Origin of the sequence: Nostocoides japonicum T1-X7 (genome assembly GCF_001046855.1) — a bacterium.
In the GTDB taxonomy this organism is placed as follows: Bacteria; Actinomycetota; Actinomycetes; order Actinomycetales; family Dermatophilaceae; genus Nostocoides; species Nostocoides japonicum.
Window position 1 is genome coordinate 2,796,648 of sequence record NZ_HF570958.1, and the last position, 21,123, is coordinate 2,817,770.

Below are 21,123 nucleotides of genomic sequence, written 5' to 3' on the forward strand. Positions count from 1 at the left end.
CGCCACGCTCCGGGACGCGGAGCAGCCCGCCGCCCGCACCGAGTCGGCCGAGCAGCCCGACGCCAGGCCCGAGCGGTCGGCGGCGCAGGCCGAGCCGGCGGCGTCGCATACCTCCCCCGCCACGTCCGCCGGGGAGAAGGGTGCCGAGCGCCCACGCCGGGTGGGGACGACCGACCGTGCGGAGCGCTCGGAACGCCCCGAGCAGGGACAGCGCGACCACGAGGACCAGAGCCGCCAGCGTGGTCAGGGAGCCGCGCAGCGCGGCCAGGGGTCCGCCGCCCAGGGGCACCAGGGAGGTCAGAGCGCCCAGGGTCAGGGCACCCAGGGACAGGGGAGCCAGCAGCAGGGCACCCAGCAGAACAGGCAGGGTGGGCCCGACGACGACGAGGGCCGCGGCGGCCGGCGCCGCCGCAACAGGAACCGCAACCGGGACAAGCGGCGCGGGCGCGGGCAGGACTTCGGCGAGCTCGACCAGGGCGAGACCCCGATCCACGACGACGACGTCCTCCTGCCCGTCGCCGGGATCCTCGACGTCCTCGACAACTACGCCTTCGTCCGCACCTCCGGCTACCTCCCGGGCCCCGGCGACGTCTACGTCCCGCTCGGCATGGTGAAGAAGAGCGGTATGCGCAAGGGCGACGCCGTCACGGGGGCGATCCGCGCGCCGCGCGACGGCGACCAGCCACAGCAGCAGGGCAACCGGCAGAAGTACAACCCGCTCGTCCGGCTCGACACGGTCAACGGTATGACGGTCGAGGAGGCGCGCCGGCGGCCGGAGTTCGGCAAGCTGACGCCGCTCTACCCGCAGGAGCGGCTGCGCCTGGAGACCGAGTCCAACATCCTGACGACGCGGATCATCGACCTCGTCGCCCCCATCGGCAAGGGGCAGCGTGGTCTCATCGTCGCTCCCGCCAAGGCCGGCAAGACGATGGTCATGCAGGCCCTCGCGAACGCCATCACGACGAACAACCCCGAGGTCCACCTCATGGTCGTGCTCGTCGACGAGCGTCCGGAGGAGGTCACCGACATGCAGCGCGCCGTCAAGGGCGAGGTCATCGCCTCGACCTTCGACCGGCCCGCCGACGACCACACGACGGTCGCCGAGCTGTCCATCGAGCGCGCCAAGCGGCTCGTCGAGATGGGCCACGACGTCGTCGTGCTCCTCGACTCCATCACCAAGCTGGGACGCGCCTACAACCTCGCCGCCCCCGCGAGCGGCCGGATCCTCTCCGGCGGTGTCGACAGCGCCGCCCTCTACCCCCCGAAGAAGTTCTTCGGCGCCGCCCGCAACATCGAGCACGGCGGCTCCCTCACCATCCTCGCCACGGCTCTCGTCGAGACCGGCTCCCGGATGGACGAGGTGATCTTCGAGGAGTTCAAGGGCACCGGCAACATGGAGCTGCGGCTCGCTCGCGACCTCGCGAACCGCCGGATCTTCCCGGCCGTCGACGTCAACAACTCCGGCACCCGCCGTGAGGAGATCCTCCTCGCGCCCGAGGAGCTGAAGATCATGTGGAAGCTGCGCCGGGTCCTCGCGGCCCTCGACAGCCAACAGGGCATCGAGCTGCTCCTCGACCGGCTCCGCAAGACGCGGAGCAACTACGAGTTCCTCGTCCAGGTCCAGCAGACCTCCAACATCCGCCTCGACGACGAGGACGCCGGCTGACGAACTGACCGTCGCCCACGGACCGGGCGGCCGGCGCCGGTCGGTCTCACGGTCTGTCCGGTGTGGGTCGGTGTGGTGCACAGGCCCCGATCGGGTGCCAGATCGCCAGGTGGGGGATGCCGGTGGGTCTCACGGTCTGTCCGGTGTGGGTCGGTGTGGTGCACAGGCCCCGATCGGGTGCCAGATCGCCAGCCGGGTGGCGGCGGAAGGGTCGAGGGTCGGCTCAGCGGACGGGGCCGAGGTCGACACGGCGGAACAGCTCGGCGACGCCCTCCTCGCCCCCGGGGAGGTCCCACCAGCTCTCGACCCACCATGTCGCGCCGAGGTCCGCCCACTCCGAGGCGGGCCCGTGGATGTCGCCGAACCCTCCATGGCTGTCGCCCTCGATGACGACGTCGTAGCTCTCCCACGGCAGGCCGAGGTCGGAGCGCACGCGACGGAGGTGCTCGACGATCTCGCCGAGCCCGTCCCGGGTGAGGCCCGAGCTGCCCTCCGGGCCGCCGCTCACCGCCGGGAAGATGCCCTGCCAGCGGGCGGCGCGGTCGAGCGACGGCTGGCGGGACCGGCCCCGGACGAGCATCCCGACGACCCACACCGGCGGGTGCGGCCGCTGGACCGGCGGGGGAGGGACGAGCTCGGTCACGGGGCGGACGGTCCAGAACCGGCCCTCGTGCTCGTAGGGCTGACCGGCCAGCAGCCCGGCATACACCTCCAGGCCCTCGTCGAGCTGGGCCGCCCGGACCGCCCGGCCCTCGTCCGGCGCGAAGGCGAGCCAGTTGCCGTTGACGGCGCCCAGCCCGGCGCCGAGGACGACCCGCCCCTCGGAGAGCCGGTCGACGGTCGCGACGCGTCCCGCGAGGTCCCACGGCCGGTACCGGGGGACGGGCGTCAGCAGCGTGCCGAGCCGGATCCGCGAGGTCTCGACGGCTGCGGCACCGAGCGTGACCCACGCATCCGGACCGTGGACCGCCTCCCACGAGAAGACCGCGTCCCATCCGCGGGCCTCTCCGAGCCGGGCGAGCTCGACGAACTGGCGTTCACTGGCGAAGGGGACGACGAATCCGTAGCGCATGGCTCGAGCAAAGCACAGCCCTCCGACACCGGGTCCGGTCCGCGGGCCGCAGGGCCCCCGGATGGTCCGTCAGCGGGCGGCGTCGCCGCCACCGGGCGCGTCGCCACCGCCGTGCCCGTTCCCGTTCGTCGTCCTCCGCCGCCGGTTGGGGTCGGGCACGCCGGCGGTGTAGACCATCTCGTGCTCGTCGCCGGACCCGACGAGCGGCATGCTCCCGAGGCGCCGCTCGATGACCGGACCCTGGTCGGGGAGGGGGATCTCGCACGGTGCACCGGGCTCCGCGACGCACCGCTCGCCGCGGACGACGACGGGGACCGGGCCGCCCTCGACGACGGTGAGGACGAGCCGGTCCGGCTCGACCCGGACGCGCACCCGGGACCCGCGGTACTGGAGCGGGAACTCCAGGCCGGACCATCCCCGGGGCAGCCGGGGGTCGAAGGACAGCGTCCCGCGGTAGTCCCGCAGGCCGCCGAACCCGTAGACGAGCGCTGTCCAGACCCCACCGGTCGATGCGACGTGGACGCCGTCGGCCGCGTTGCCGTGGAGATCGGCGAGGTCGACGAAGAGCCCGGCGCGGAAGTACCCGAGCGCGAGGTCCGCGTATCCCACCTCGGCCGCGATGATCGACTGGACGACGGCGGACAGCGTCGAGTCGCCCGTCGTGATCGGGTCGTAGTACTCGAAGTCGGCGCGCTTCTGCTCCTGGGAGAACTCGTCGCCCTGGAGGAAGAGGGCGGCGACGACGTCGGCCTGCTTGAGCACCTGGAAGCGGTAGATGACGAGCGGGTGGTAGTGGAGCATGAGCGGGCGCTTGCCGGCGGGGGTCGCCGCGAGGTCCCACACCTCGCGCTCGAGGAAGTGCTGGTCCTGCGGGTGGACCTTGAGCGCCTCGTCGTAGGGGATGTGCATGCCGTCCGCGCACCGTGACCACTCCTGGACCTCCTCGGGGTCCAGCTCGAGGACGTTGACGAGCCGGGCGTGCTTCTCCGGCCACTCCCGCTCGACGCGGGTGCACCAGTAGGCGGCCTGCCGCAGGTTGTGGCGGGCCATGACGTTGGTGAACAGGTTGTTGTTGACGACCGTCGTGTACTCGTCGGGTCCGGTCACGCCGTGGATGTGGAACCGGTCGCCGTCCCGGTGGCGGAGCCAGAAGCCGAGGTCGGCCCACATCCGCGCGGTCTCGACGAGGATCTCGACGCCCTCCCGCAGCATGAAGTCCTCGTCGCCGGTGGCGCCGACATAGCGCGCCATCGCGAAGGCGATGTCGGCGTTGATGTGGTACTGCGCGGTCCCGGCCGCGTAGTAGGCCGACGCCTCCTCACCCGAGATGGTCCGCCAGGGGAACAGGGCGCCCGCCTGCGCCATCTCCCGGGCGCGGCGGCGCGCCGCGGGCAGCTGGCCGTACCGGAACCGCAGGGCCCCCCGGGCCACCCACGGCGAGGTGTAGGAGAGGAACGGCAGGACATAGACCTCGGAGTCCCAGAAGTAGTGGCCCTCGTAGCCGGTGCCGGACACGCCCTTCGCGGCGATCCCGCCCTGCTCGACCCGCAGCGACGCCTGGGCGAGCTGGAAGAGGTTCCAGCGGACCGCCTGCTGCAGCGCGGGCTGCCCCTCGATGACGACGTCGGAGTCGGCCCAGTAGCGGTCGAGGACCTCGCGCTGCGCGACGAAGCAGGACTCGACCCCGTCCTCGCGCACGCGGTCCAAGGTGCGGCGGCAGCGGTCGACGAGCTCGCGCGTCGGCACGCTGCGGGACGTGTGGTATGCCGCGACCTTCGTGATGCGGATCGGCACGCCGGCCCGCGCCCGGACGCGGTAGATCTTCTTCGCGAGATCCTCTTCGGCGTGGGTGAGCTCCTCGTACTCGTTGGCGGTGTCGATGCCGTGGTCGACGCCGACCGCGAGGGTCATTCCCGAGTTCGCGCATCGGTAGCTGAGGACGATCCGCCGCTCGCCGCCCCAGTGGCTCTGGGGCACGAGGACGCGCTCGGAGAACGCCGCCGCGCGCCGCGGGTCGAAGCCCGGGTGCCCCGCCGAGGCGGCTCCCTCCGCGGGGCGGACCGGGCGGGTGCGGTACTCGTCGAGCCCGTCCTGCCGGTTGAGCAGCTGGGAGGAGATGGCGATCGGCGCGTTGCCCTCGAGCATCGTCAGCTCGAACGTCATGACGGCGAGGTGCCGGTGCTCCAAGGACGTCATCCGGCGCGAGTCGACCCGGATGCGCTTGCCCGACGGGGTGCGCCACACGAGCGAGCGGCGGAGCACGCCGGCGGCGAAGTCGAGCGACCGCTCGTAGTGCTCGAGGTCGGCGACGGCGAGCAGGAGAGGCTCGTCGTCGACATACAGCTTGATCGTCGTCGTGTCGGGGGCGTTGACGATGGTCTGGCCGGTCCGGGCGAAGCCGAACGCCTCCTCGGCGTGCCGGATCTGCCACGTCTCGTGGAAGCCGTTGACGAAGGTCCCGTGGGCGTGGGCCAGCCGGCCCTCCTCCGGGGTGCCCCGCATCCCGAGGTACCCGTTGCCGACGGTGAACAGGGTCTCGGTGACCCCGAGATCCTCGGTGCCGTACCACGTCTCGGCGAGCTCCCAGTCCCGGACGGGGAACCGCGTGCGGTCCAGCGGGTCCTCGCCGATCTCCGGTGCGCCCATCGCCCTCAGCCCTCCTCGATGCGCTCGGGGGCGCGGTCGTCCGCGCCCCCGTCGTCGGGTTCCACGAGCTCGTCGGGCTCTACGAGCTCGTCGAGCTCACGGACCACGCGGTCGGCACCTGCGGCGAGCAGCTGCGCGGCGCCGGCACCACGGTCCACGCCGACGACGAGGCCGAACCCGCCGGCCCGGCCGGCCCGGACCCCCGAGAGCGCGTCCTCGAGGACGACCGCGCGCCCCGGCTCCACTCCGAGGAGCTGGGCGGCATGGAGGAAGGTGTCGGGTGCGGGCTTGCCAGCCAGCCCGAGCCGCGCGGCGAGGGCCCCGTCGACGACGACCCCGAACCGGTCGGCGAGGCCGGCGGCGGCGAGGACGGCCGGGGCGTTGCGGGAGGAGGAGACGACGGCCATCCGCACCCCGCGGGCGGCGAGGTGGTCGAGCAGGGCGACCGACGCGGCATACGGTCGTACGCCCTCGGTCTCGAGGATGCGCGCGAAGACGACGTTCTTGCGGTTCCCGAGGCCGCACACCGTCCCGGCCTCCGGCGGGTCCTCGACCGACCCCTCGGGCAGGTCGATGCCCCGGGAGGAGAGGAGAGCCCGGACCCCCTCGTACCGCGGCTTCCCGTCGACGTGGGCGAAGTAGTCCTCGTCCGTGTAGGGCGGCTGGTCCGCGAGGCCGGAGAGGAACGCGGTGAACATCGCGGCCCACGCGTGCATGTGCACCTCGGCGGTCGGCGTGAGGACGCCGTCGAGGTCGAAGAGGGCCGCGTCGTGGTCGTTCCAGGTCACGTGGCAGAGCGTAGAAGCACGAGGGGCCCCCGCGGGGGATCAGGGCTCGTTTGGGGTCGGCTCAGGGTGATAACCCGTGTGCGCGTATCGCGGCGCCGTGGTTCGCTGGATCGCATGCATCAGCGGATCGCGGGTCGACTCACCGGTCGGGTCACCAAGTGGCTCGTCCTCGCCTTCTGGCTCGTCGTCGTGGGCGTCGCCGGGGGGTATGCGGGGAAGCTCACCTCGATCCAGAACAACGAGGCCTCGTCGTGGCTGCCGGCCTCCGCGGAGTCCACCCGTGCCCTCGACAAGCTCGGCCCCTTCCAGGACGAGAACGACATCCCGACCGTCGTCGTCTACGAGCGGACGAGTGGGCTGACCGCCGCCGACGTCGAGGCGGCGACCACTCAGGCGGCCCGGCTGCAGCAGCTGGACGGTGTCGTGGGGAAGGTCGTCGGCCCCGTCCCCTCGCAGGACAAGCAGGCCATGCAGACGGTCGTCACGTTCAACTTCGGCAAGGACGGCTGGAGCAGGATGCCCGACGTCGCGGACGAGATCCGCGCGATCGCCCCCTCGGGGCACGGCCTCTCCGTCCACGTCGCGGGGCCGGGCGGCCAGGCCGCGGACTCGGCCGAGGCCTTCGAGGGGCTCGACAGCACGCTGCTGTTCGCGACGGCCGGCGTCGTCATCGTCATCCTCCTGCTCACCTATCGCAGCCCCGTCCTCTGGCTGCTGCCCGTCGTCAGTGCGGGGGTGGCGCTCACCGTCGCGCAGGGCGTCATCTATCTCGCGGCCAAGCACTTCGACCTCACCGTCAACGGCCAGAGCCAGGGCATCCTCACCGTCCTCGTCTTCGGCGCGGGCACCGACTACGCCCTGCTCCTCGTCGCCCGCTACCGGGAGGAGCTGCGCCGCCACGAGGACCGGCACGAGGCGATGGCCTTCGCCCTCCACCGGGCCGCCCCGGCGATCGTCGCGAGCGGTGCGACGGTCATCCTCGGGATGCTCTGCCTGCTGCTCGCCGAGATGAGCTCGACGGCCGGGCTCGGCCCGGTGGCCGCGATCGGCATCGCCGTCGGCCTCCTCGTCATGATCACCCTCCTTCCGGCGCTCCTGGTCATCTGCGGGCGCTGGGTCTTCTGGCCCGCGCGGCCCTCGTTCGGCTCCGTCGAGCCCACCTCGCGCGGCTTCTGGGCGAGGGTCGGCCGCCGGATCTCCGGGGCGCCCCGGAAGGTGTGGGTCGGGACGGCCGTGCTTCTCGCCGTCGCGAGCCTCGGCATCGTCAAGCTCGACGCGACCGGCCTGACGACCGCGGAGTCCTACACCAAGCAGTTCGACTCGGTCCTCGGCCAGCAGGTCCTCACCCGGCACGGGCTCGCCGACACCTCCAGCCCGCTCATGGTCGTCGCCGACGGTGGCCACGGCCGGCAGGTAGCCGAGGCGCTGAAGGGCGTGAAGGGCGTCGTCGAGGTCGGCGACCCGGTCGTCAAGGACGGCGTCGCCTTCGTCGCCGCGCCCATCAGCGGCGACGCGACGTCCCAGGCCGCCTTCGACACCGTCGAGCGGGCTCGGGACGCCGTCCACGCCGTCACCGGTGCCGACGCGCTCGTCGGGGGCGCGAGCGCCCTCCAGCTCGATGTCGAGAACGCCTCGAACCGCGACAACCGCGTCGTCATCCCCGCCGTGCTCGTCGTCGTCTTCCTCATCCTCATGCTGCTGTTGCGAGCCCTCGTCTCGCCGCTGCTGCTCGTCGGCACCGTCGTGCTGTCCTTCGGCGCCGCGCTCGGGCTGTCGGCCCTCCTCTTCCACTACGTCCTCGGCTTCGCGGGGGCGGACGCGTCGATGCCGCTCTTCGTCTTCGTCTTCCTCGTCGCGCTCGGCATCGACTACAACATCTTCCTCATGACCCGCGTCCGGGAGGAGACGGCGACGCGAGGGACGCGTCAGGGCTCGCTCGTCGCGCTCGCCGCGACCGGCGGGGTCATCACCTCCGCCGGCATGGTCCTCGCCGCGACCTTCCTCGTCCTGTCGACCATGCCGCTCGTCGCGTTCGTCGAGATCGGGGTCGCCGTCGCCCTCGGGGTCCTCCTCGACACCCTCATCGTCCGGTCGGTCCTCGTCACCGCCCTCAACCTCGATCTGGGCAGCCGCATCTGGTGGCCGAGCACGCTCGACCGACCCGGTCCCGGCCGACACGTCTCCACCCCGGCGAGAGCCGCCGAGCCGGGGAATGAGGCCGAGCGGGTGCGCGTTTAGGTGACGGTGCGCCATCTCTGGCACACTTGACCGCTGGACCGGTTCACGGCACGCCCCTGTCGGGGGCAGGACCTGCATCGAGACGATGGGCCCGCCGACCCGGACGACCTCCAAGGAGCGCTCGCACATGAAGAAGGACATCCACCCGGAGTACGTGGAGACCACGGTGACCTGCACCTGTGGCAACACGTTCACCACCCGCAGCACGGCCAAGAACGGCGTCATCCACGCCGAGGTCTGCAGCGCCTGCCACCCGTTCTACACGGGCAAGCAGAAGATCCTCGACACCGGTGGCCGCGTGGCCCGGTTCGAGGCGCGCTACGGCAAGAAGGTCGCCGCCAAGTAGCTTCGCGTCCGCTGCGCCGGTCGCGTCCGAAGGGACGTGGCCGGCGCAGCGGCCTTTTCCCGTATGCCGTCCCGCCCGGACCGGCATCCGGCCCCTGTCCGTCCGTGCGCCGGTGAGGAGGCGACGTCATGCTGGAGTCCGCTCGGGCTCTCGTCGAGGAGCACGCCACCCTCGAGCGGCAGCTCGGCGACCCCGAGGTCGCCTCCGACCCGGACCGGCTCCGCGAGGTGACCAAGCGGTATGCCGCGCTCGGCCCGACCGTCGCCGCCTACCGGGCCTGGCGGGTCGCCGTCGACGATCTCGCGGCCGCCCGCGAGCTCGCCGCGGAGGACGACGGCTTCGCCGACGAGGTGCCGGCGCTCGCGGAGGCCGCCCACGGGGCCGAGGAACGGCTGCGCCGGCTCCTCGTCCCGCGCGACCCGGACGACGACCGCGACGTCATCCTCGAGGTGAAGGCCGGGGAGGGCGGGGAGGAGTCGGCCCTCTTCGCGGGCGATCTGCTGCGGATGTACCTGCGGTACGCCGAGCAGCGCGGCTGGCGGACCGAGATCCTCGACGCGACCGAGTCCGACCTCGGCGGATACAAGGACGTCCAGGTCGCCGTCAAGGCGAAGGGGACGCCACAGCCCGGCGAGGCACCGTGGGCGCGCCTGAAGTACGAGGGAGGCGTGCACCGGGTGCAGCGTGTCCCCGTCACCGAGAGCCAGGGCCGGATCCACACGTCCGCGGCCGGCGTGTGGGTCATGCCGGAGGCCGAGGAGGTCGAGGTGACGATCGACCCGAACGACCTGCGGATCGACGTCTACCGCAGCAGCGGCCCCGGCGGCCAGTCGGTGAACACGACCGACTCCGCCGTGCGGATCACCCACCTGCCGACCGGCCTCGTCGTCTCCTGCCAGAACGAGAAGTCCCAGCTGCAGAACCGCGAGGCCGCGATGCGCGTCCTACGGGCCCGGCTCCACCAGCTCGCGCAGGACGAGGCGGACGCCGAGGCGAACGCGGCGCGCCGGTCGCAGGTCCGCACCGTCGACCGCTCCGAGCGGATCCGGACCTACAACTTCCCGGAGAACCGGGTGAGCGACCACCGGACCGGCTTCAAGGCATACAACCTCGACCGCGTCCTCGACGGCGATCTCGACCCCGTCGTCCAGTCCGCCATCGACGCGGACGAAGCGGCCCGGATGGCCGCGCTGGCGGACGGCTCGTGAGGCCCGGCCCGGGCCGCGCGGCGCGCGTGGCCGCCGTGCGTCCGGTGGTCGGCTCGTGACCAGGGAGCTGGGTGCGGCGGTGCGGGCGGCCACCGCTCGACTGGCCGACGCCGGTGTGCCCTCCCCCGAGGCCGACGCCGTCGCGCTCGCCGCCCACGTGCTCGGCACCAGCGCTGCCGAGGTCCGCAAGGCGATGGTCCTCGGCCGTGCCGCGCCGGACGGCTACGAGACGCTCGTCGACGAGCGCGCCCGCCGGGTCCCGCTCCAGCACCTCACCGGCCGGGCGGGGTTCCGTGGGATCGAGCTGCGCGTCGGGCCCGGGGTCTTCACCCCCCGGCCGGAGACCGAGCTCGTCGCCGGTCTCGCCGTCGAGGCCGCTCGTGTCGTGGCCGCCGGCGGGGCATCACCCGTCGTCGTCGACCTGTGCACCGGCTCGGGCGCCATCGCCCTCGCCGTCAAGGACGAGGTGCCGGGCGCGCAGGTCCATGCCGTCGAGCTGAGCCCGGACGCGTATGCCTGGGCCCTCGCCAACCGCGATGCCCTGGCACTCGACGTCGATGTCCGGCTCGGCGACGCGACGGAGGCCTTCGACGACCTCCTCGGCGCCGTCGACGTCGTCGTGTCGAACCCGCCGTACATCCCGGCGGGCATGGAGCCGGTCGACCCAGAAGTGCGTGACCACGATCCGGGGGTCGCCCTCTACGGCGGCGATCCCACCGGGCTCGCGATCCCGCTCGTCGTCGCGGCGCGGGCGGCCCGGCTGCTGCGTGCCGGCGGCCGGCTGCTCATGGAGCATGCGGACACCCAGGGCGGGACGCTCCCGGCCCGGCTCCGGGCGACGGGGCAGTGGCGCGACGTCGTCGACCACGTCGACCTCAACGGGCGCCCCCGCGCGACGTCGGCCGTCCGGTCCACGGCGAGGTCGGCCGAGGAGCCTGCGTAGGCGACGTCGGCCGTCCGGTCCACGGCGAGGTCAGCCGAGGAGCCTGCGTAGGTGAGGTCGGCCGAGGAGCCCGCGGCGTCGGGCTCGGAGTCGCCGACCACCTCCACCCGTCCCTGACGGCGCCCGCTTTATCGGGTGACCCCGGAAGGCTGAGCCGGACCCGGGAAGCGTTGTCGGGTGAGGCTCAGTGTTATCGGGTGACCCCGGAAGACATGTCCCCCAGCGTTATCGGGTGACCCCGGAAGACGTGTCCCGCAGCCTTGTCGGGTCACCCGATAAAGCGGGACGGCGGAAGGGGCCTACGCTGGGTCGTCGTGAGTCCCGTGTTCGACTGCTCGACCCCGGAAGGGCGCGCCGACGGGGTGCAGAAGGCGACCGACGCGGTGCGCTCGGGCAAGCTCGTCGTCCTTCCCACCGACACCCTCTACGGCATCGGGTGCGACGCCTTCGCCGCGGAGGCGGTCGCCGACCTGTTGGCCGCCAAGGGCCGCGGGCGCGAGATGCCTCCACCCGTCCTCGTCCCCGACGCGCGGACCGTCGACGGGCTCGCGACGGACGTGCCGGCATACGCCCGGGCCCTCATCGAGGAGTTCTGGCCCGGACCCCTCACGGTCGTCCTGCGCTCCCAACCCTCCCTCCACTGGGACCTCGGCGAGACCAACGGCACCGTTGCGGTCCGGATGCCGGACGACGAGCTCGCCCTCGAGGTCCTCCGGGCCATCGGGCCGATGGCGGTGAGCAGCGCGAACCGCACGGGCTATCCCGCGGCCAAGGACATCCTCGACGCGGCGACCCAGCTCGGGGCGGCCGTCCAGGTGTACCTCGACGGGGGACCGGTTCGCGGTGGGCTCGCCTCGACGATCGTCGACTGCACGGGCGAGGAGCCGGAGATCCTCCGCGAGGGGGCGCTCGGCGCCGACGTCGTCGAGGCGGTCGTCGCGCGCGTCCGCGAGACGGAGTCCGCCGACGCCGAGCCGGACACCGACCCCGCGGACGAGCCGACCGCGGACGAGCCGACCGCGGACGAGCCGACCGCGGACGAGGAGTCGACCACGGACGTGCCGACGTCGACGGTCGGCGCCGACCAGCCCACCGATGACGACGACGATCGGGTCACCGAGTCGGCGCCCGGCCCTGGGCCGGATCCGGGCCCCGACCCCATAGAGTTCACGAGCAGCCCCGCCGCGAAGGAGAGCACTGGCGATGAGTGACACGTTCTACGGTTCCGACTACGAGGCCCTCGAGGCGTTCGATCCCGACATCGCGGGGGTGCTCCTGTCCGAGCTGGGCCGCCTGCGCGGCGGGCTCCAGCTCATCGCGAGCGAGAACTTCTCCTCGCCGGCCGTCCTCACCGCCCTCGGCTCGACACTGTCGAACAAGTACGCCGAGGGCTACCCGGGCCGGCGCTACTACGGCGGCTGCTCGGAGGTCGACAAGGCCGAGACGCTCGCCATCGAGCGGTGCAAGGCCCTCTTCGACGCGGACCATGCCAACGTCCAGGCGCACTCCGGCGCGAGCGCGAACCAGGCCGTGTACGGCGCGTTCCTCACACCCGGCGAGACGATCCTCGCGATGAGCCTGCCGCACGGCGGTCACCTCACCCACGGCACGAAGATGTCGTTCTCGGGCAAGTGGTTCGACGCGGTCCACTACGGCGTCGACAAGGACACCGAGGACATCGACTACGACGAGGTCGAGCGGCTCGCCAAGGAGCACCGGCCCAAGGTCATCCTGGCCGGCGGATCGGCGATCCCGCGCCTCATCGACTTCGCCCGGTTCCGGGCCATCTGCGACGAGGTCGGCGCGATCTTCTGGGTCGACGCGGCCCATTTCATCGGGCTCGTCGCCGGGAAGGCCATCCCGAGCCCCGTGCCCTTCGCGGACGTCGTGTCGTTCACGACCCACAAGGTGCTCCGCGGCCCGCGCTCCGGCGCCATCGTCTGCCGGGAGGAGCACGCGTCGGCCATCGACCGGGCCGTCTTCCCGATGATGCAGGGTGGCCCGCAGATGCACACGATCGCCGCGAAGGCCGTCAACTTCAAGGAGTGTGCGACGACCGGGTACCAGGCCTACGCAGCCCAGGTCATCGCCAACGCCAACGTCCTCGCGACCGCGCTCGGCGAGTACGGCATCCGGCCGACGACCGGCGGGACCGACACGCACCTGTCGCTCCATGACCTCCAGTCCGTCCTCGTGACCGGCGTCGAGGCGGAGGCGCGCTGCGACGCGGCGGGCATCACCCTCAACAAGAACGCCATCCCCTTCGACCCGCAGAAGCCCAACATCGCCTCCGGCATCCGCGTCGGCACCCCGTGCGTCACGACCCAGGGCATGGGCGCCGACGAGATGCGAACCATCGCGCGCCTCATCGCGACCGCGGCGACCAAGGGCGACGCCGACCCCGACCACCCCGTCTCCAAGGAGGTGCGGGCCGAGGTGACCGACCTCGTGGCCCGCTTCCCCGCATACCCTCGCTGACGAGGGCACGCCGGGGGCAGGGTGCGCGAGTACCTCTTCGTCATCGTCGTCGCGGCGATCGTCACGTATGCCGCGACGCCGCTCATGCGATGGCTCGCCGTCCGCTTCAGGGCCTACACCCCGGTCCGTGACCGCGACGTCCACAGCGTGCCCATCCCGCGGCTCGGCGGCGTGGCGATGCTCCTCGGCTTCGCCGCGGCCGTCGTCGTCGCGAGCCATCTGCCCTTCCTCACCCAGGTCTTCGACACGGGTGAGGTGTGGGGCGTCCTCACCGGTGCCGCACTCGTCTGTCTCGTCGGGGCCATCGACGACGTCCACGAGCTGTCGGCGCTCACCAAGCTCGCCGGGCAGCTCATCGCCGCGGGGATCATGGCCTTCCAGGGGGTGCAGCTCTTCTCGCTGCCCCTCGGGGGCTACACCGTCCTGCCCGCCCCGATCCTCGTCATGCTGACGATCCTCGTCGTCGTCTTCACGACGAACGCCGTGAACTTCGTCGACGGGCTCGACGGCCTGGCGACGGGCATCGTCGCGATCGCCGCGGTGTCCTTCTTCGCCTACGCCTACGTCATCTCGCACAGCTACAGCCCGGCGAACTACTTCACCCAGGCGGCCTTCATCGCGGCCGGCATCCTCGGCTGCTGCCTCGGGTTCCTGCCCCACAACTTCTTCCCGGCCCGGATCTTCATGGGCGACAGCGGCGCGCTGCTCCTCGGCCTGCTCGTCGCGGCGGCCTCCATCACCCTCACCGGGACGGTGAGCGGCGCCGACATCTCGACGAACCCGGTCGTCGCGACGTTCCTGCCGTTCGTCGTCCCCATCGCGGTCCTCCTGCTGCCCGCGGCGGACCTCCTGTTCGCCGTCGTGCGCCGAACCCGGGCCGGCGTGAGCGTCTGGCAGCCGGACGCCAAGCACCTGCACCACCGGATGCTGCGGATCGGCCACGGGCACCGTCGCGCCGTCGTCCTGCTGTGGGCCTGGGCGGCCGTCGCCGCGATGGGGTCGGTGAGCTTCGTCTTCCTCGACGGCTGGGTCGCCACGGCGCTCGTCCTCGGCGGTGTCGTCGTCCTGGCCGCCCTCACCATGCTCCTGCCGCGTCTGTCGCTGCCCGGCCACCGTCCGCGCCGCATCCCCTGACCCTCCCGCGCCTCGCCGGTGCGCTGGCCGGTCGTCCTGCCCGCCGGCTTTCGCACGTGCCGAGTTGATGTCGTCGAGGAACACGTCGGGGAGCATCTTCTCGGCACGTGTGGGGACCCGCGTCGCACGTGCCGAGTTGATGTCGTCGAGGGACACGTCGGGGAGCATCTTCTCGGCACGTGCGGTGTCGGGACGGAGTGTCGAGCTGGGCGGAGGATGGTCGTGGGGAAGGGACCCTGCCAAGATGTGTGCGCAGAGTGCGATTGGGTATGCCGACGGTGCTTGTGATAGTTTTCACAAGCACCCAAGACCCCTTCGCGAGACCCGACGCAGTGCCCACGACAGGCGGACAGGATGACCGTGATGACGCCCCAGGCGGCCGCCCCCGGCGCTCCCGTCGCCGGCCCGACGCGGGGCGTCTTCGCACCGACCCTGGCGCTCGGTCCGGTGGTCGTCATCGCCGGCGCGGTGCTCGGCGGGGGCCGTGCCGCGCTCGCTGCGTGCTTGGGCTTCCTCGTCGTCGTGGCCTTCTTCGGCCTCGGTCAGCTCGTCACGCGCAGGCTCTCCGTCGCCGTCGACCCGCCGCGCTTCGTCGCCCGGGCGAGCGCGATCGTCCTCGGCCAGCTGATCTTCCTCCTCCTCGTGATCCTCGCCCTCCGCGACGCCGCCTGGCTGGACGGCCCGGCATTCGGCCTCTCGGCGCTCGCGGTGGCCCTCGCCTGGCAGGTCTTCCAGGTGATCGCTTTCGTGCGATCCCGCCGCGTCGTGTTCGACGCGCCGGACAAAACCCGGCAGGATGGGACCCCGCCGACATGACAGGAGGAGCTCACGGTGACCACCCCCTCGCCACGCCCCTCCGGCGGACGCTCCCGCGCGACGTCGTCCGGCGCACCCACCCACGGTGCCTCCACTCCCGCTGCGCCGATGCGCCGGGAGCCCACGTCGAGGACGTCTCCCGGCGCCTCCTCTGCCCGGGAGCCGGACGACGGAACCCCGGCCGAGGAGCTGCGCGCGTGGAACGCCATGGCATACGTCATCACGGGCCCGGTGATGTTCGGTGGGATCGGACTCGGACTCGACCACTGGCTCGGCACATCGTGGCTCGTCGCCGTCGGAATCCTCGGGGGGATGGCCCTGTCGTTGTACCTCGTGTGGGTCCGGTACGGTACCCAGTGACATCCACACGCTGGAGGCCTGGCCTGATGGTCGGGATCGGGCCGGGCATCACCGCCCCCCGCAACATGTGTGGACTGCTGGGTAATACGTTCGAGGAGACTCTGTGAGCCCGACTGCGCTGGCCACCCCCTTCCTCGCCGCCGCGAGCGGCGACGGGGGCGGCTACCACGCCCCAGAACCGCAGGAGTTCTACCAGCCGCTCATCGGCCACGGTGACTGGGCGCTGACCCGCCCGATCGTCGTCATGGCGATCTCGGTCGGGCTCATCGCCTGGTTCCTCCTCGCGACGACCAAGCGGGCGTCCGTGGTCCCGAGCCGCGGGCAGTGGGTCACCGAGGCGCTCCACACCTTCGTCCGTAACTCCCTGGCGCGCGACATCATCGGGAGCAAGGAGTTCCTGCGGTTCGTTCCGGCGCTGTTCACGCTGTTCTCCATCCTCCTCGTGAACAACCTCTTCGGGATCATCCCGCCGATCCAGTTCCCGACGATGGGCCGGATCGGCTTCCCCATCGCGCTGACCCTCGTCGTGTACGTCGTCTACCACACGGTCGGCATCCGGAAGAAGGGCTTCCGCAACTACATCGGCGGGATGATCCCCAAGGGACTGCCCGGCCCGATCTACATCCTCATCGTCCCGCTGGAGCTGCTGACCCAGTTCATCACCCAGCCCCTCACGCTGTCGCTGCGACTCTTCGGCAACATGTTCGCCGGACACATGCTCCTCCTGCTCTTCATCACCGGCGGCCAGTACATGGTGATCCACGGGAGCATCGGCCTGAAGTTCGCCGGCGCGGGGTCGTTCGTCATGGCCTTCGTCCTGATGATCTTCGAGGGCCTGATCGAGCTCCTCCAGGCATACATCTTCACCCTCCTCGCAGCCACCTACATCGCGGCGGCCCTGGCCGACGAGCACTGAGACCACCGGGCCGCAGGCCCCCGACCACCTGACCAACAGAACACCCTGCACTTCTGGGCGGCACGGGCCGCCCAGCGAACAGAAAGCGAAAGAGGTCCTCAATGTCCGGCAACATCGCCATCCTCGGCTACGGCCTGTCCGCCATCGGCCCCGGTATCGGCATCGGTCTGATCTTCGCCGCCTACATCAACGGTGTGGCCCGCCAGCCCGAGGCCCGTGGCATGCTCCAGACCATCGCCATCCTCGGATTCGCTCTCGCCGAGGCTCTCGCCATCTTCGGTCTGGTGCTCGCCTTCGTCTTCAAGTGACGGGCGCGCCCCTCCGCACCCGGCCCGGCATCAACGACTAGGAGTTCCCCGTGCAGCACCTCACCGGCATCCCAGCGACGGTGGGCCTCGCGTCGGCCGACAACACCGCGGAGCGCCTCCCTATCCTTCCGTTGTGGGGCGAGCTCATCTTCGGCCTCGTCGCCTTCGCGATCCTCTACGTCGTGGTGAGCAGGAAGGTCGTGCCCCGGCTGGAGGAGATGTATGCCGAGCGGACCGCGGCCATCGAGGGCGGGATGCAGCATGCCGAGGAGGCGCAGGCCGAGGCCCAGGCGGCGCTGGAGCAGTACCAGGCCCAGCTGCACGAGGCCCGGGCCGAGGCGAACCGGATCCGCGAGGACGCGCGCGCCCAGGGTGCCTCGATCGTCGCCGAGATGAGGGAGCAGGCACAGGCCGAGGCGAGCCGGATCGCCGAGTCGGCGAAGAAGCAGATCGACGCCGAGCGGCAGTCCGCGCTGGTGCAGCTGCGCGCGGAGGTCGGCGGGCTGTCGACCGAGCTCGCGAGCCGGATCGTCGGGGAGTCCCTCCAGCAGGAGGCGCGGCAGTCCGGGATCATCGACCGGTTCCTCGCCGAGCTCGAGTCGGGCGACATCAAGCCCGAGAAGGTCGGAGCCGCCGCCGAGGGCGAGGCGCGAAGCGGCGAGGAGTCCTGATGCAGGGAGCCTCGAGAGCCGCCGCTGCGGAGGGACAGACCGCCCTCGACGCGGCCCTGGGCCACGACGGCGACCGGAACGCACTGGCCGACGACCTGTTCGGCATCGCCGGCGCCCTCGACGGCAGCGCGGCGCTGCGCCGTGCCCTCACCGATCCCTCGCGTGAGGGCGACGTGAAGCGCGGCGTGGCGGAGCGGATCTTCCACGGCAAGCTGCGGGAGTCCGCGCTCGGCATCGTGACGACGCTCGCGGGGCAGCGCTGGACGGCCGACCGGGACCTCACCGACACCATCGCCTCCCTCGCCGTGCAGACCGTCCTCGCGGCGGCGGAGCGTGAGGGCCGGGCCGACGACGTCGAGGACCAGCTGTTCCGGTTCGAGAGGACCGTCGCCGCGTCCCCGGACCTGCGCGACGTCCTCGCCCCCCGCAACACCGACGCCCGCGGCAAGGCGGACCTCGTCGGACGCCTGCTGGAGGGCAAGGCGGCGCCGGAGACGGTGCGTCTGGTCCGGCAGGCCGTCTCCCAGCCCCGGGGCCGGCGGCTGGAGGAGACGCTCGGGGAGTACCTCGTGCTCGCCGCCCGTCGCCGCGACGAGGTGACCGCGGTCGTCACCTCGGCCGTCGCCCTGAGCGAGCAGCAGACGGCCCGGCTGTCCACCGCCCTCGAGGGCATCTACGGCAAGTCCGTCTCGATCCAGAGCATCGTCGACCCCGAGGTGCTCGGCGGCATCCGGGTCCAGGTCGGCGACGAGGTCGTCGACGGCACGATCCTGCGTCGCCTCGACGAGGCCCGCCGCCATCTGTCCGGCGGCTGACCGACCACCGACCACCGAAGACCACACCGCAACGACACGTCGGCCCGACACCGGGTCGCGACCGAGGAGAAGACAACATGACGGAGCTCTCGATCCGTCCGGATGAGATCCGGGACGCCCTGGACAACTATGTCCGGTCCTACGAGCCCGGCGCGGCTTCCCGTGAGGAGGTCGGCCGCGTCGCCGACGCCGGCGACGGCATCGCCCACGTCGAGGGCCTTCCCTCGGCGATGACGAACGAGCTGCTGCGCTTCGAGGACGGAACCCTCGGGATCGCGCTCAACCTCGACGTCCACGACATCGGTGTCGTCGTCCTCGGGGACTTCTCCAGGATCGAGGAGGGCCAGGAGGTCAAGCGGACGGGCGAGGTCCTCTCGGTGCCCGTCGGCGACGCCTACCTCGGCCGGGTCGTCAACCCGCTGGGCCAGCCGATCGACGGTCTCGGCGAGATCGAGACGACCGAGCGTCGGGCGCTGGAGCTCCAGGCCCCGACGGTCGTCCAGCGCAAGTCGGTCCACGAGCCGCTGCAGACGGGTCTGAAGGCCGTCGACGCGATGACCCCCATCGGCCGGGGTCAGCGTCAGCTCATCATCGGCGACCGGCAGACCGGCAAGACGACGGTCGCGGTCGACACGATCATCAACCAGAAGGAGTTCTGGGCGACGGGCGATCCCGACAAGCAGGTCCGCTGCATCTACGTCGCGATCGGCCAGAAGGGCTCGACGATCGCCTCCGTCCGGGGCACCCTCGAGGAGGCCGGCGCGATGGAGTACACCACCATCGTCGCCGCGCCCGCGTCGGACGCCGCGGGGTTCAAGTACCTCGCGCCCTACACCGGCTCGGCCATCGGACAGCACTGGATGTACCAGGGCAAGCACGTCCTCATCGTCTTCGACGACCTGTCCAAGCAGGCCGAGGCCTACCGCGCCGTCTCCCTCCTCCTGCGCCGCCCACCGGGCCGTGAGGCCTACCCGGGCGACGTCTTCTACCTCCACAGCCGGCTCCTCGAGCGCTGCGCCAAGCTGTCCGACGAGCTCGGGCACGGCTCGATGACGGGACTGCCCATCATCGAGACGAAGGCAGGCGACGTGTCGGCCTACATTCCGACGAACGTCATCTCCATCACCGACGGCCAGATCTACCTCCAGGCGGACCTGTTCAACGCCAACGTCCGGCCCGCGATCGATGTCGGCGTCTCCGTCTCCCGCGTCGGCGGCAACGCGCAGATCAAGGCGATGAAGCAGGTCTCGGGCCGGCTCAAGCTCGACCTCGCCCAATTCCGCGCCATGGAGGCGTTCGCGATGTTCGCCTCCGACCTCGACCCCGCCTCCCGGGCCCAGCTGGCCAAGGGCGCCCGGCTCGTCGAGCTGCTCAAGCAGCGGCAGTCCAACCCCTTCCCCGTCGAGGAGCAGGTCGTCTCGATCTGGGCCGGCACGACGGGTCAGCTCGACTCGATCGCCGTCGAGGACGTCAGCCGTTTCGAGACCGAGTTCCTCGACGACGTGCGCCGCAACCACAAGGGACTGCTCGACGCGATCCGCGAGACCGGCAAGTTCGAGGAGAGCACCGAGGCCGAGCTGCAGAAGGCGATCGACGCCTTCAAGGAGACGTTCGAGGCGTCCGGTGAGGAGTCCGTGCCGGTCGGCACCGAGGCCGACCCGGGCGAGCTCGAGGCCGAGCTCGAGCACGACAAGATCGTCAAGCAGCGCAGCTGACCCCGAGGCCGTGTGGCGCCGGCGAAGGCGCGGCACGGCATACCACCGATAGTCCGAGAAGAGAGGCGGAAGCCATATGGGAGCGCAGCAGCGGGTCTACCGCCAGCGCATCCGGTCCGTCCAGGCGACCAAGAAGATCACCCGGGCGATGGAGCTCATCGCGGCCTCTCGCGTCATCAAGGCGCGCCAGCGTGCCGAGGAGGCCCGCCCGTATGCCAACGCGCTCACCCGGGCGCTGTCCGCGCTCGCGACGCACTCCCGGACCGAGCACCCGCTGACGACGGAGGTGGAGAACCCGCGACGCGCCGGCATCCTCATCATCTCCAGCGACCGCGGCCTCGCCGGCGCGTACTCGTCGGCGATCATCAAGGAGTCCGAGCGGCTCACCGAGCAGCTGCGCGAGGAGGGCAAGGAGGTCGTGCCCTACCTCGTCGGGCGCAAGGCGGTGACGTACTACACCTTCCGGCGCCGGGAGTATGCCGAGGAGTGGACCGGCTTCACCGATCAGCCGACCGTCGAGGTGGCCGACGAGATCGCCACCCGGCTCATCGGCGACTTCCTCAAGACCTACGAGGGCGGTGGCCTCGACGAGGTCCACATCGTCTTCACCCGGTTCCGCAACATGGTCACCCAGGAGCCGTGGGTGCTGCGGGTCGCCCCTCTGGAGGTCGTCGAGGGCGAGGAGCCGCCGCGTCCGGAGGACATCGTCCCGCTGTACGTCTTCGAGCCGAGCGCCGAGGAGGTCCTCGACCAGATCCTCCCGCGCTACGTGACGGCCCGGATCTGGAGCTGTCTGCTCTCGGCCGCCGCCTCGGAGCTCGCGGCCCGCCAGCGGGCCATGAAGTCGGCGACGGACAACGCCGAGAGCCTCATCAAGACCTACACCCGACTGGCCAACCAGGCCCGTCAGGCCGAGATCACCCAAGAGATCAGCGAGATCGTGGGCGGCGCCAGCGCCCTCGCCGACGCCACGTAAGAGCGCCCTCGCCGACGTCAAGTAAGA

Annotated in this window: 19 protein-coding genes; 16 read left to right on the forward strand and 3 right to left on the reverse strand. The window is 71.5% G+C overall.

Annotated features, from left to right (window positions below):
- A partial coding sequence (gene rho / locus BN12_RS12485) for a transcription termination factor Rho (protein WP_083454619.1) occupies positions 1-1,666 on the forward strand: 1,666 nt, incomplete at its 5' end.
- A 223-nt stretch (positions 1,667-1,889) separates the two neighbouring features.
- Here the strand turns inward: rho and BN12_RS12490 are convergent.
- From BN12_RS12490 to BN12_RS12500, 3 genes are all read right to left on the reverse strand, one after another.
- The gene (locus BN12_RS12490; RefSeq protein WP_048552900.1) at positions 1,890-2,738 is read right to left on the reverse strand and encodes an LLM class flavin-dependent oxidoreductase; all 849 of its coding nucleotides are present in this window, start codon (positions 2,736-2,738) and stop codon (positions 1,890-1,892) included.
- 69 nt (positions 2,739-2,807) lie between these two features.
- Complete coding sequence (locus BN12_RS12495; protein WP_083454620.1) at positions 2,808-5,384, reverse strand: glycoside hydrolase family 65 protein; 2,577 nt, start codon at positions 5,382-5,384, stop codon at positions 2,808-2,810.
- 5 nt (positions 5,385-5,389) lie between these two features.
- Complete coding sequence (locus tag BN12_RS12500) at positions 5,390-6,172, reverse strand: HAD family hydrolase (protein WP_083454621.1); 783 nt, start codon at positions 6,170-6,172, stop codon at positions 5,390-5,392.
- Between the two features lie 114 nt (positions 6,173-6,286).
- Between BN12_RS12500 and BN12_RS12505 the strand changes: the two genes are divergently transcribed.
- From BN12_RS12505 to BN12_RS12575, 15 genes are all read left to right on the forward strand, one after another.
- Positions 6,287-8,410 carry an MMPL family transporter gene (locus BN12_RS12505; RefSeq protein WP_083454622.1) on the forward strand — a complete coding sequence of 708 codons (2,124 nt, stop codon included), beginning with the start codon at positions 6,287-6,289 and terminating at the stop codon, positions 8,408-8,410.
- A gap of 127 nt (positions 8,411-8,537) precedes the next feature.
- A complete protein-coding gene (rpmE, locus tag BN12_RS12510) occupies positions 8,538-8,756 on the forward strand; it encodes a 50S ribosomal protein L31 (RefSeq protein ID WP_048556359.1) in 219 nt (72 codons plus the stop codon).
- Positions 8,757-8,884: 128 nt separating this feature from the next.
- Complete coding sequence (gene prfA, locus BN12_RS12515; RefSeq protein WP_048552901.1) at positions 8,885-9,964, forward strand: peptide chain release factor 1; 1,080 nt, start codon at positions 8,885-8,887, stop codon at positions 9,962-9,964.
- Positions 9,965-10,019: 55 nt separating this feature from the next.
- Positions 10,020-10,907: a peptide chain release factor N(5)-glutamine methyltransferase gene (prmC, locus tag BN12_RS12520; protein WP_048552903.1), complete on the forward strand. Its 888-nt coding sequence runs from the start codon at positions 10,020-10,022 to the stop codon at positions 10,905-10,907.
- 314 nt (positions 10,908-11,221) lie between these two features.
- Positions 11,222-12,118, forward strand: a complete 897-nt coding sequence (locus BN12_RS12525; RefSeq protein WP_048552905.1) for an L-threonylcarbamoyladenylate synthase — start codon at positions 11,222-11,224, stop codon at positions 12,116-12,118.
- The gene (locus BN12_RS12530; protein ID WP_048552907.1) at positions 12,111-13,385 is read left to right on the forward strand and encodes a serine hydroxymethyltransferase; all 1,275 of its coding nucleotides are present in this window, start codon (positions 12,111-12,113) and stop codon (positions 13,383-13,385) included. The genes BN12_RS12525 and BN12_RS12530 overlap by 8 nt, the downstream gene beginning before the upstream one ends.
- A gap of 21 nt (positions 13,386-13,406) precedes the next feature.
- Positions 13,407-14,519 carry an MraY family glycosyltransferase gene (locus BN12_RS12535; RefSeq protein WP_048552909.1) on the forward strand — a complete coding sequence of 371 codons (1,113 nt, stop codon included), beginning with the start codon at positions 13,407-13,409 and terminating at the stop codon, positions 14,517-14,519.
- A gap of 363 nt (positions 14,520-14,882) precedes the next feature.
- Positions 14,883-15,335: a hypothetical protein gene (locus tag BN12_RS12540; RefSeq protein ID WP_048552912.1), complete on the forward strand. Its 453-nt coding sequence runs from the start codon at positions 14,883-14,885 to the stop codon at positions 15,333-15,335.
- Between the two features lie 15 nt (positions 15,336-15,350).
- Positions 15,351-15,695: an AtpZ/AtpI family protein gene (locus BN12_RS12545; protein ID WP_157635478.1), complete on the forward strand. Its 345-nt coding sequence runs from the start codon at positions 15,351-15,353 to the stop codon at positions 15,693-15,695.
- Positions 15,696-15,798: 103 nt separating this feature from the next.
- Positions 15,799-16,611, forward strand: a complete 813-nt coding sequence (gene atpB, locus BN12_RS12550; protein WP_053080027.1) for a F0F1 ATP synthase subunit A — start codon at positions 15,799-15,801, stop codon at positions 16,609-16,611.
- Positions 16,612-16,712: 101 nt separating this feature from the next.
- Positions 16,713-16,919, forward strand: a complete 207-nt coding sequence (gene atpE / locus BN12_RS12555; protein ID WP_048552916.1) for an ATP synthase F0 subunit C — start codon at positions 16,713-16,715, stop codon at positions 16,917-16,919.
- 50 nt (positions 16,920-16,969) lie between these two features.
- Positions 16,970-17,590 (forward strand): F0F1 ATP synthase subunit B, encoded by a 621-nt coding sequence (locus BN12_RS12560; RefSeq protein WP_083454623.1) that lies wholly within the window; start codon positions 16,970-16,972, stop codon positions 17,588-17,590.
- Positions 17,590-18,405, forward strand: a complete 816-nt coding sequence (locus BN12_RS12565) for a F0F1 ATP synthase subunit delta (RefSeq protein ID WP_048552917.1) — start codon at positions 17,590-17,592, stop codon at positions 18,403-18,405. Before BN12_RS12560 ends, BN12_RS12565 begins: the two co-directional genes overlap by 1 nt.
- 77 nt (positions 18,406-18,482) lie before the next feature.
- Positions 18,483-20,120 (forward strand): F0F1 ATP synthase subunit alpha, encoded by a 1,638-nt coding sequence (gene atpA, locus BN12_RS12570; protein WP_048552919.1) that lies wholly within the window; start codon positions 18,483-18,485, stop codon positions 20,118-20,120.
- A 76-nt stretch (positions 20,121-20,196) separates the two neighbouring features.
- Complete coding sequence (locus BN12_RS12575) at positions 20,197-21,096, forward strand: F0F1 ATP synthase subunit gamma (protein ID WP_048552921.1); 900 nt, start codon at positions 20,197-20,199, stop codon at positions 21,094-21,096.
- Positions 21,097-21,123 lie beyond the last annotated feature (27 nt).